The organism is Rhizobium sp. CFBP 8762 (genome assembly GCF_014841565.1).
Lineage (GTDB): Bacteria > Pseudomonadota > Alphaproteobacteria > Rhizobiales > Rhizobiaceae > CFBP-8762.
The window spans coordinates 638,583-650,771 of the sequence record NZ_JACYUD010000001.1; the positions used below are offsets into that span (position 1 = coordinate 638,583).

General features: G+C 56.9%; 6 protein-coding genes, 1 tRNA gene and 1 pseudogene. 4 read left to right on the forward strand and 4 right to left on the reverse strand.

Annotated elements, in window-relative coordinates:
- Positions 1-9: 9 nt before the first annotated feature.
- Complete coding sequence (locus tag IFT84_RS03035; RefSeq protein ID WP_192117148.1) at positions 10-2,163, forward strand: TonB-dependent siderophore receptor; 2,154 nt, start codon at positions 10-12, stop codon at positions 2,161-2,163.
- Between the two features lie 165 nt (positions 2,164-2,328).
- Here the strand turns inward: IFT84_RS03035 and IFT84_RS03040 are convergent, their stop codons facing one another.
- Complete coding sequence (locus tag IFT84_RS03040) at positions 2,329-4,896, reverse strand: DNA translocase FtsK (protein ID WP_192117149.1); 2,568 nt, start codon at positions 4,894-4,896, stop codon at positions 2,329-2,331.
- Between the two features lie 379 nt (positions 4,897-5,275).
- Between IFT84_RS03040 and IFT84_RS03045 the strand changes: the two genes are divergently transcribed.
- The 3 genes from IFT84_RS03045 to IFT84_RS03055 all read left to right on the forward strand — a co-directional run bounded on the left by IFT84_RS03045 (position 5,276) and on the right by IFT84_RS03055 (position 7,973).
- Positions 5,276-5,503: a hypothetical protein gene (locus tag IFT84_RS03045; RefSeq protein ID WP_192117150.1), complete on the forward strand. Its 228-nt coding sequence runs from the start codon at positions 5,276-5,278 to the stop codon at positions 5,501-5,503.
- A gap of 153 nt (positions 5,504-5,656) precedes the next feature.
- Positions 5,657-5,730, forward strand: a tRNA-Gln gene (locus IFT84_RS03050).
- A gap of 158 nt (positions 5,731-5,888) precedes the next feature.
- Positions 5,889-7,973, forward strand: coding sequence for a DUF6538 domain-containing protein (locus tag IFT84_RS03055; protein WP_192117151.1), 2,085 nt, complete (start codon positions 5,889-5,891; stop codon positions 7,971-7,973).
- A 43-nt stretch (positions 7,974-8,016) separates the two neighbouring features.
- On the opposite strand, the pseudogene IFT84_RS03060 reads toward IFT84_RS03055, so the two are convergent.
- From IFT84_RS03060 to IFT84_RS03070, 3 genes and pseudogenes are all read right to left on the reverse strand, one after another.
- A pseudogene (locus tag IFT84_RS03060) lies at positions 8,017-10,347 on the reverse strand (hypothetical protein).
- 238 nt (positions 10,348-10,585) lie between these two features.
- Positions 10,586-10,903 carry a hypothetical protein gene (locus IFT84_RS03065; RefSeq protein ID WP_244651054.1) on the reverse strand — a complete coding sequence of 106 codons (318 nt, stop codon included), beginning with the start codon at positions 10,901-10,903 and terminating at the stop codon, positions 10,586-10,588.
- Between the two features lie 316 nt (positions 10,904-11,219).
- Positions 11,220-12,158: a DUF429 domain-containing protein gene (locus IFT84_RS03070; protein WP_192117152.1), complete on the reverse strand. Its 939-nt coding sequence runs from the start codon at positions 12,156-12,158 to the stop codon at positions 11,220-11,222.
- Positions 12,159-12,189: the final 31 nt, after the last annotated feature.

The window sequence follows — 12,189 nt, forward strand, 5'->3', positions numbered from 1 at the left end:
GGGGTCATCATGCGTTATACCACTTCCTATACAACCACGATGCTACTGGCAGGCAGTGCGCTTCTCACCATGAGTTTAGCTGCACATGCGCAGTCATCAGCGACCCCTGCCCAACTCGAAACAATTTCCGTCGAAGACAGTGCATCGAGAGAAACAACAACTGGGCCTGTCAAAGGCTATGTCGCGACGAAATCGTCGTCCGGTTCGAAATCGGATACGCCGATCACTGAGATTCCACAGTCCGTGTCCGTTGTCGGACGCGAGGAGTTGCGCGACCGCAATGTCGTGACGAAAGTTGACGAAGCCCTGCGCTATACGCCGGGCGTCTTGTCTGCGCCATTCGGCGAAGACCCCGATACGGACTGGTTTTATATTCGCGGCTTTGACGCTACGCAAACCGGTGTGTTTCTGGACGGGCTAAACCAGTATAGTTTCGGGTTCGGCGGGTTTCAGATGGATGCCTACAGTTTGGAACGCATTGAAGTGTTGAAAGGGCCTGCCTCCGTGCTTTACGGCGGTGCGAACCCCGGCGGCATCATCAATTTGATCCGCAAGCGTCCACAGCAAGAAAAACTGCTGGAAACGGAAATCGGAATAAATAATTTCGGCAATGCTTACTTTGGGTTCGACGTCAACGACAAGCTGAACGACGATGGCACCGTCACGTACCGTGTGACCGGCAAGATTTCCGGCGGTGACCAATACTCTGATTATTCCGAGGATTTGCGTGGCTTCATTATGCCGCAAGTCACTGTGCAGCCAGATGACAGCACGAAGGTCAGCGTCTTCGGCTACTTCTCCGGCTTAGATCAGGTCCATGTCGGAAACGGCTTCCTGCCTTATGTCGGCACTGTCGTTCCAGCGTCCTATGGCAAGATTGATCGAGATGCTTTCTTCGGCGAACCTTCGTCCGACTTTGGACGCTACACGCAGGCGTTGATCGGCTATGAGCTTGAACATGAGTTCGACAATGGCTGGAAGCTCTCGCAGAATGCACGATACAGCTACCTCGATAAGAAAGAAAACAGCACCTATCCCTACGGGTACACGGCATCCGGCGATCTGTATCGCATCGGGTTTGAGCACACGACACGGGTAGATGCGATTTCCATCGATAACCGCGCCGAGAAGGAGTTCGATACCGGTGGATTGAACCATACCTTCCTGGCTGGCGTCGATTATAAATACTATCGCCTGGACCATATTCAGGCATCGCCATCCTGGCCTGCGGCGGCAACGCCTATCAGCCCTGTACGGCCAGTCTATGGTCTGCCGCAACCTGCTCTTACGCCATACCTTGATCAGATCGTTTCCTTAAGCCAGATCGGCGTGTATGCGCAGGATCAGATTCGCTTCAGTGACGGTTGGCTGGTGACGCTCAACGGACGTTATGACCGTGTAGAAATCGATTCCAACTCAGTCGTCGGTAATAATTTTGAGACGAAGGACGGTGCCTTGAGCGGACGTGCTGGTCTCGCCTACGAGTTCGCAAATGGTGTGACGCCGTATATCAGTGCGGCAACGTTCTTTAATCCGCTGATCGGCATCAATGTCACCAATACACCATTCAAGCCGGAAGAAGGCTACCAGTACGAAGGCGGTATCAAATACGAGCCCACATTTATCGATGGCTTGCTGACGGCTTCGGTGTTCCAGATTACGAAGCAGAACGCAGCCATCAGCCTCCCCGGTACTTTTTTCTATGATCAGCTTGGCGAAGTTCGATCCACTGGCTTTGAGCTGGAAGGTAAAGTCAACCTGAATCAGAACTGGATGGCACTGGCATCATATGATTACACCGATCTCGAGGTGACGAAAGATGCAAACCCGGCGCTTGTTGGAAAACGCCCGTTCCTCGTTCCTCGTTCATCTGCAAAGCTTTGGCTGGATTACACGGTCACAGATGGCGCTCTGGAGGGTCTGAGCATTGGCGGTGGTGTCCGCTATCAAGGCAGTTCCTATGCTGACAACCTGAATACACTGAAAGTACCAAACGTTACTTTAGTCGACGCGGCCATTCGTTACGAAAAGAACGATTGGACAGCAGCGTTGAACGTCAACAACCTGTTCGACAAGAACTACGTTAAAGGCTGCCAGGGTGAGTTCGTCTGCGGATACGGTGATCAACGCCAAATTACCCTGTCACTGCGCAAAAAGTGGTAAAGTCAGAGCAATGACATGACTTGGAAAGAGCGGCTCAGGCCGCTCTTTTTTATGGGAGTTGCCAGGGGCCAGAGTCCTATCGAAGTTGAGTGTGATACGATGTTTCTCCAACGAAAAAGCCGCGCTTTCCGCGCGGCTTTTTCATTTCCGATCGGCGGTCAAAGCTTATTCGTCGTCTTCAACCATCTTTGGCACTGCGGTATCCCGGTTCAGGGAGATGATCTCGCGCTTGCCCACGTGGTTTGCCGGACCAACCAGTCCCTCTTTTTCCATCCGCTCCACCAGCGAGGCTGCGCGGTTGTAGCCGATACCCAGACGGCGCTGAATATAGGAGGTTGAGCACTTCTTGTCGCGCATCACCACCTTGATTGCCTGATCGTACAGCTCGTTGCCATCTTCCGCAGCCACTGTACCCTTGTCAAAAACCGCACCTCCAGCGGGTTCCGCCTCAGGCTCTTCCTCTTCATCCGCTGTCACGGTTTCCAGATACTCGGGACGCCCCTGTGACTTGAGGTGAGCGACAACCTTTTCCACTTCCTCGTCTGACACAAACGGACCGTGGACGCGGGAAATGCGCCCGCCGCCGGCCATATGCAGCATATCGCCCTGCCCCAGAAGTTGCTCGGCACCCTGCTCGCCGAGAATGGTGCGGCTGTCGATTTTCGATGTGACCTGGAACGAGATCCGGGTGGGGAAGTTCGCCTTGATCGTGCCGGTAATCACGTCCACAGACGGACGCTGGGTTGCCATGATCAAATGAATGCCCGCAGCACGCGCCATCTGCGCAAGCCGCTGGATCGCTCCTTCGATTTCCTTGCCAGCCACCATCATCAGGTCGGCCATCTCGTCCACGATGACGACGATGTACGGCATAGGTGTCAGGTCCATTTCCTCCTGCTCGAACAGCGCTTCCCCCGTCCCTTTTTCAAAGCCGGTCTGCACGGTCGTCATCACCGTCTCGCCCTTTTCACGGGCAAGGGCAGCACGAGCATTATATCCATCGATGTTGCGCACGCCCAGACGCGACATCTTGCGGTAGCGATCTTCCATCTCCCGCACGGCCCATTTCAGTGCCGTTACGGCCTTTTTTGGATCGGTCACCACGGGGGTCAACAGATGCGGAATACCATCATAAATCGACAGTTCCAGCATTTTGGGGTCAACCATGATGAGCTTGCACTCTTCCGGCTTCAACCGATAAAGCAACGAAAGGATCATCGTATTGATGGCCACCGACTTGCCGGAACCGGTCGTACCGGCGACAAGCAGATGCGGCATCTTCGCGAGTTCCGCAATAACGGGTTCGCCGCCAATGGTTTTGCCGAGGCAAAGCGGCAGCTTGAAGTTTGAGCGGACGAAATCGTCCGACTCGATCAGCTCACGGAAATACACGGTTTCCCGGGTGGCGTTGGGCAGTTCAATGCCGATAACGTTGCGACCTGGCACCACGGCGACACGCGCGGAAAGCGCGGACATGGACCGAGCGATATCATCCGCCAGACCGATGACACGGGACGATTTAACGCCTGGTGCAGGCTCCAGTTCATACAAGGTAACAACCGGGCCGGGGCGGACATGAATGATTTCTCCACGCACGCCGAAATCTTCCAGAACGCTTTCCAGAAGACCAGCATTCTGCTCCAGTGTCTCCTGCGTCATGATGGCGCCGGACCTCTCCGGTGCTTCCTGCAACAGGGAGAGAGGCGGAAACTCGTACGTCTCACCGCTGAATGTGCGGGCGGGCTTATCGACGCGAAAGACGCTGACCGGGCGCTCAAAGCGCGGGGCGACACGCGATGTCACCGCAACTGCAGCAACGATCTCGTCCTCAACACACGGCTCCATGTCAAGCGCCTCGGACTGAAGAGCAGCGTCAACCACGTCTTCACCAGCATCAGACGGTGCTTCGTCCAGTTCTGGTACCTCGGCAAGCTCCGTTGCCTGCTCCACCAAAGATTCCGGTTCAGCAGCAACAGGCTCAACAACGGGTGTTACCGGCGAGTCGGATGGACGACGGCACTCCACCACGCGGAATTTTAGCGTGATCGATTCGCTGGGTTCATCCTCTCTGACCGTTTTGGTCGGCACAGGCGCATGGATTGGCTTGGCCGGCAACACCGGGTCAGCGGACGCTGCGCCGATAGCTGCTTGATGATCGAGCGGCATGTACTCCCAAAATGCGAAATCGGAGACATAGGCTAAGCCATCGACTGCCGCAGTCGTGACAAGATCAGCAGGCTCATCCAATTTCGGGGCCTCATAGGCGTCGATGATTGTTTCCCGGTCCTCGGTCTGTCGCTCGGGCTGCACAGGATCGGCAGATATGCTGCCCGTGGGCAGCTCGGGAGTATCTGATGGGTGAACCACGACCGGCGCGTCTTCCACAACTGGCGCTTCCGGTGCTGCGGAATGTTCGATGACATGTGGCTCGGGCTTGTTCTCAAGCTGCTGTGTTTGCGGCGGGACAATCAGCGGTGTTGGCTTGTGTTTGCGCGGCATGGCGCTTTCGGGCGTCCGGGTAAAGCGCACATTGGGTGCGAGCGAGAATGCGCTCTGCCAGACGGCCGCGACGGCACGACCGCCCGATGCCGTATCCCGATCGGCATGGGCAGCGTCAAGGGCTGTCGTCAGCCGTGTATTGGCAATGGTACGCGGTCCCCGCACCTGTGTTGGATGAAACCGCAAATCCGGCTGCGAGGATCCTGCCAGGGGGGTAAAATCATCGTCTTTCATAGCAGCTTCCTTCCGCCGTTCAGTGCCTGCCGGGGCAGAATCAACACGGGTGCGTGTCCCCGAATGCTTCGTGTCTGGCTTAACCTTGCCATCATCAAATGCCGCCTTGTCATGTCATCGTCCGGGAATTCGCATGTGACCTGCTATCCAGCTTCAAAATCGCCGATGGCTACCTCAATCGAATAGAAAATGAAGGTTAATAAGTTCCTTCTAACGCCGCTCAAATCCGACCGGCCCGGAAGCAAACGCGGCCCGAAACCCAGCAATTGCGGGCTTTCAGGCCGTATCCGGTCATAAAGATATTTCCCGATGACAAGCAGGGGTCGCGGAACAGGCTTTGGCATGCTAAAGCTCACGCTGATTGATGAAAGGATCAAAAATGAACGTTGAAAGCAAACAGGTCGCGGATATCTACTTCGACAAGGAACAGAAGTTTTACCGCGCCGTCGTCGAGTTCTATTTCGAAGACGAAGCGTTTGGCGATGACGTCGCACACAAGGTGACGGTTGACGTTACCTTCAAAGGCAACGGCACTGAAACGTTCACCGATATCGAAAAGAACGCATTCGCCACAGCTTCCAAACTTTTGAAGTTGGCCAACGCCTAAATCATGACGACGCCGACCCGCTCAACGACTAAGCGGGTCGGCCGTGAAAAACTGGCTGTAATGTGCAATGCAGCCCTTGATCTCCAAAACAAATATGTTACAAGGCGGCACCGAACGACGGTGCTTTGTTTGACAGGGTCGACCGTATCGTTTTGGGGAATAGGTTAACGGTAGACCCACGGACTCTGACTCCGTTAGTCCTGGTTCGAATCCAGGTTCCCCAGCCAATTCTCCCTAAAAGCCCTTAATTCCTTGATTTTCCAGTCGTGCCGGATATCGTTTTGGCATCATTGGCGACCTGATGCCCAGAACTGATGCCCAAAGGTGATGCCCAGCCGAAATCGGCGCGGTCGAACCTTCAGGCTTGATACAGGGTCTGTTCGTCATGGCTGTGCGCCACGAGGTCGAGAATCTCATCCGCCGCGGAAACATCTTCTACTGGCGCCCCCGGGTTCCGGCCGCTTTCACTCAATGCCAGCCCGGCAGCCGGCTTTCACTCAGCCTTCATTGTTCCGACCATAAAAAGGCTCAGATCATTGGCCGAAAGCTCAATACGCGGCTGGCCGAATTGAAGACGCATTCGAAGGAAGCGATGTCCAAGCAGCAGCTCCAGAAACTGTTCGAGCATGAGCGCGACAAGGAACTCGAACGGCTCGACGACATCAACATGATGGCCCGCCGCAACGGGCGCGGCGGCGATGTCGTTGAGATGGAACTCGATCTCGAAGCAGGTTGGGCCTGCCAGCTCGTCGCGAAGTTCGGGAGCCGGGTGGAGCTGACGCTGGAGAGTGGCTGCGCTGGCCTTGCCTACCTCCTGAACAACGGCGTCCCGGCATCGCATATCGACGCTATCGGGACGAACTATCGGGGCGAACTGGCAATCGCTCGCTGCCCTGGCTTCGAAGACGGCATCCGACGACTGATCTACAATTTCGAAATCGACGACACCGTCGCTAATCGTCAGCGCGCCATGTCAAAGATCTTCGAGGGTCGTGCCGCGGCTCTTCTCGATATCGAAGAGCGTCATGAACTGGTCGACAAAAGTCAAAGCGAGTTCACAGGCGTGGGAAGAGCCCTTGCGCCTGTTCCTGAGGGCCAGGCGGCGGACACCGCAGCTTCAGATCCTGCTCTTCCGGCTTCCTTGCATGAGCGGCCCTTGCCGACGGCTCTGATCGCCATTCCAGAAGAAACGGAAATCACCCAGCTCGATCTGACCCCGCGCCCGGCAGTTACGAAGAAGTCCGCCTCGAAAGCTTCCGAGGCTGAGCAACGGGTGGTCGCCGTTTCCGATTTCGAGCAAGAGTGCGAAAAGCTTATCGCCAACATGGGAGACGAATGGGAGCCAGCGACCGCGCGGGATGCAATGGCGCTGGTGCGGATGTTCAAATCGGTGCTCATTGAGCATGGCGTTGAGCATTCCGGGCAGATTAAGCAATTTCACATTGGCCAGTTGCGCCAGCACCTCAACCACATTCCGACAAATTGGGGACGCAGCAGCAGGATGCGCATCATGTCGGCACCGGAACTCCGTAATGAGGGAGAAAAGCTACGCCTGGCGGCGGAGGCTTCCGGCACTAAGGCGAATGTCGGCCTGGCCTCAACAACGATCCGCAAACACTTTGGAAACCTGCAACATTTCCTGAAGCACCTGAAAGGTCACGGATTCGAAATCGAGGAATGGACCTTTGAGGGCTTGCGCCCGAGAAAGCCAAAGGCTGGCGAGGTCCGTGGCAAACAATTCAAGCCATCCCCGGCGGATATCGCTCCGATTTTTTCCAGCCCGCTTTATGTTGGTTCGCATGGGCATCTGCGCGGGAAAAGGCGCCAGCCGGGAAAACAAGTCTTCCACGATTCGCTTTATTTTCTGCCGATCCTGTTCACTTATCTGGGCCCCCGACGGAAAGAGTTTGCCGGACTTCATGTGAATGACATTGCAAAGGATGGCGACGGCTACGTCATCATCCTTCGTACGAACAGCATTCGTGGATTGAAGAATGTACAGTCAAAGCGACTACTACCTGTGCCGGAGGAGCTGGTCCGCTTGGGCTTCATCGACTACGTTCAAGCCATCAAGCAGTTGGGGTACGAGGCACTTTTCCCGGATCTCTTCTCTGACAAGACGGATAACGATCCCGGAGATCGGTTCTACGACACCTTTGTCCCAATCATGCAGGGAGCGCTCGGTGAGAATATGTGGGATCGAGCAATTCACGCGCTTAGGCACGGCATGGCCGATACGTTGAAACAGGCGGGTGTGCCGACTGAAGTCATCGACGACATCTCTGGACGGCTAAGCGAGGGTAGCGAAACCAACACGCGATACACCAACCCAGCAGGCCTTCCGTTGATGCGCAGTGCTCTTAAACATTATCCGGTCATCACATCGGGCGTCGAACGACAGCCTCTGCATCTTCTCCCATGGATCGAGAAGAAGCAGCCGCCGCCGTGGGCACGCGAGGGCAAGAAATAGAATGCTGAGGCGGAAATGATTTCCGCCTCAGCATTCCAGAAAACTAAGCTGCTTCCCAAACCTGATTGAGAATTCGTGCCGCCAGTGCCGCCTTGTCCTGCGGCAGGAAACGGCCGTAGTGCTTGGCCACCATATCAGCCGTGTCCTGAATGGCGTAACTTGCCTGCTCGTATGAGCCGGTCTGCTTCAGGATGTGCGTTGCCAGCACGTCTCGAACATTGTGAGGACCATGAGGCAGCAGACCCTTGATCGCCCCTCGGCCGGTATAGGGATTATAGATGCCGTAACGCTGGATGGTCAGCCTCCAGGCCTCGTAGAAGGTCGTCACGTCATATGCCGCATCGGTGCTAGTCGTCTTGACGGTTTTCACGAAGAACGTTCCCGGATCGGCAACGCCCCTGAGAAGCGTAGCGCGATGCCGTTCGACATAGTCATCGATATAACGGTAGAGGTCGAGCAGATCCGGTAGAACCAGTCGGAACGGCTTGTCTCCGAAAAATGACGAATGGGCATTCTTGAAGGCCACTGCTGGAATCAGCACTTCCCAGCCACGGTCTCGCTCGCTCCAGCGAATCTCTCCGCGCTTCAGCTTTTCGAGGACACGTTCCGGACGCGGCATCTGTCCGCGTGGGCATAGCATCAATTGCCGGAGATTTTTCTGGCGAAGCCCCAGATGCAATCCCAGCCGCAACATGAGGAACGATCTAACTGCCTCTGCGGCCGGGCGCGGATAACGCTCTTCGTCCGGCATGAGGCGAATGATCTCCTCAGTGATCTTACGATATTCGCCAACCGGACTGTCGGCCTCGAGCACTGGCATGATCGGCTCGAACGGATCGCGATGGACGCGAGCGATGCGCTGGATTTCCTTTACGCGATGAGCGGCGTGGCTGTGGAAATCCTCACACGCACCATGCCAATCCTCTCGGGCATAGTCGATCTCGTTTTGGGAGACGAGACCGGGAATGGGCTGAACGCGAGCGAGAAGTTAAGGATGCTGTCGAAGCCATCCAGTGCCTTCCTTGGTGATCGCCAGCGCTATCCGCAGCATATCGACTTCCCAGGCCGTATAGAAACCGCGACGGCTTTCACGCCATTGCAGATACCAGTCCCATATGCCCGGGAAGATAAGCAGACCGAATGTCAGGTGGCGGACCGGCACGCCGTAACCCTTGATCTCGCCCGTCCTCGACGCCGCCAAGGCGCCGAACATGAGCCCCAGATGCTCGATCTTCTGAGAAGCCGTCTCCTCGCCCCAGACGCCGTTGCGTTGGAAACCAATCGACGTGAGGGCCGAGGTCTTGAAGCGGACGAGGTCTGCCATTTCCAGGGCCAATGCGGGCGGTGCATCCACAACGCCCGACAGGAGATCGGGATCCTCGATCCATGTCTCCTCATAGTTTGCCGGCACCGCGATCTTGCCGTCTCGCGGTGCACGTCCGCCATAGGACACGCCCGGGAAGCGGATGGCGTAACGCTGCTTGGCTGCGGCCGCCTGGAATTTTCTGTAATCCGTTGAGCCGCTGATGATCACACGACGCACCCAATCCAAGATCTCCTGGCGCTTAGCAAATGGCAGAGCATTGTAGTCGTCCGGGAGATGCCAAGCGATCCTTCGACGTTCAGCCGGGTCGAGTTCCGACAGATTGAATCCGGACGCTGACCGTGACTGATGCGGAAGTTTTGCCTTGAAGTACCCGTCCGGAAGGCGGTAGCGACGCTCTATCCGCCCGAGCACGTCAAAGCTGTCGGTGCTGCGTGGCACGCGCCGTCCTTCGATCCAGCTCAGCAGTGTGTTCTTGTCCATCGGCTCATCGGAGCGAACCACGGAACGATGGAGGACCCAATACGTCTCGCCATGCCGCCGCATATGAAGCTGGAGCGCCTCAGCGAGACCGGAAGGATCGGTCCATTGCTGGAACAAGGGTTCCGGAAACTCGATGATGTCCGCGGGCTTTCGTTTCGGGAGATCGTCCCGACGCCGCGTGTTGTCTGCTGCGACAATTCCCGGACGAGCCTTCGGCTGATCGGCCAAAAGCGCCTTCTTCTTGTTTACGGTAGATTGGCGCGAACCGGGTGACGTATCTTTCCCGGCGTCGCCATCCTTGCTCCATCGAATGATGGCATCAAAGGCCGGATCGATTGCACGGTGATGTACGGCGAGCATCGCTGCATCCACGCCAGTCAGCCGGGCAACCACATCCCAATCCGTGTGACCTCCGGTTCGCTGCGGACCGCATCGTCGCTCGATGAGACGCCGCATATAGGCATTGAGGGCGTCGGCATCGTTGGTCGAGAAGATTGGGGACAGTCGCACCGCGCAATAGGCGTCGATCTTGCGCTGGAAGGCTTTCATTGCGGTAAGTTTCGTCATTTCACTTCATACTCGTTGTTACTGGACCCCTCAGTTCAGGGGGGCGGTCGAGCTAAGCGAAGCGCGTTAATGAAGCGTTGGAGCCCACGGAACGCTCTGGAAATTCGATTCAGAATCGAACGGCGTTTTACGAAGTAATGGGGGGAGAACTCGTGAAATGGACAAACGCCGTTGGGCGCTGAGCGGTACCAGCAACAAGCAGCACCGGAACCGGGGGTGGTCTGAGATGAATGACGGCTCAAGCGTCCTGGTCGACACCGTTGGGATAGAGGAGGTGAAGCTTCCGGCGGAACGGAAGGCCACCGGACCGGTATTTCGAGACGAGATCGTCGAAGACCTTATCGCATTCGCCCTCATCGAAGCCTTGATCGCTCAGCATCGACACGATCACATCCTGGAATTTCTGGAGTTCGGCCTCCTGGCCTTTATCGACCGCCCTACGGATGAGCCAGTACAGCGCCACCCTCGCCAGATCATCCCGCTCAGGCCGACGGGCACTCCTGTTCGCATCACGAAGCGCCTTCTGCCGCTGCCTTGCCGCCTTTGCATTCATCATTCGCCCTCCCAATCCTCGGCCTCCTAAATGGTCAGGGCACCGGCCGACCGGCGCAAGCGCCGTTTGGCGGAATCGAAAATATAGAGCAGGGAATCGGAAGCTCAGAGCTTGGAATCAGAAGAGCGCAATTTGTTTCGCGTTGCGGGCAACTTACCGCGCGTCAACACAGGCTGACCTGCCGCAAACGGCGTTGCTGAATCGTTTGGTTTGAGTTCTGAATCAAAAATCCCGAACTCGGAATCAAAAGAGCGCAATTTGTCTCAGGTCCTGAAGACGTGAGGTACGTTGCCGACAACCTGCCTCACGTCGTCTCGGATTAGGTTGCATCATTGCGATGATGACCGAGGATCCAACCCTCCCATCTGCGCACCCCATCGATATCCGGAACGCCTTCGTCGCGCCGCCCGTCGACGACGTCGAGCATGCCGAGCAGGCCGACGGCTGCATCGAAACGGTCCTCACCGGCTTTGTCTGCGCCGAACCCATCTTCGATCATCGGCAAGAAAGCATGAGCGTCGAGATCCGGCCGTGCCAAAAGCCACGGTATCATCGACTTCGCTATCCGCTGGCGGTCGCTCTGCCGCCGCTTGCTCCAGCCGCCGCGGGGCATGCCGAGCTGTCGGTAGACATCACCGGGATAGGTCTCAGCGATGATGCATGGCCTGGTATCGAGGAGATCGGCGAGGCGGCCGTCGAAAGGCCAGAGGCCGATGTCGTCCAGCCGGGGGACGATCATCTCGCGCCATCCGGTGATGGCGCCCTTTCCGACCTGATTGCCGCCGAGCGTCCAGAACAGCATGCAGGCGGCCTGCCTATCCGGGGCCGCGCGTTCGCAGAGACGTAAGAGCGCCTGCGGATCGGTTACGCCGAGAGCATCGAAGAGATGAGCGCGTTGGGTGCCGCCCGGCCGCGCCGGATAAAACGGGCGGTGGAGAGAGATACGGCTACGGTGGTCGGCAACGCTATACCAGTTCGACCAGATACCCGATCCGAACGAGGAAAGCGCTTCACGAAACGAACCAAGCTCGGTGGCACGCGCGTAGGCCATCGGAAGACCGATCGGGAAATCGAAGCCGAGGAGCAGAGCGCCTCTCTCCACCGATCTGGCCTTCATCCGGTCAATCAGGGTCGACGTGTCGCCCACCAGCTCCGGCGCATGGACCTGCCAGCGCATGCCATCCCGGATGGCAACCGCCATCCAGCGCTTCTTCCTGTCCATACTCCAGTCGCAGTGGGCGACGACAGCGACATTCATACCTTGCTCCCCATTACGACGCGCGCCGAAG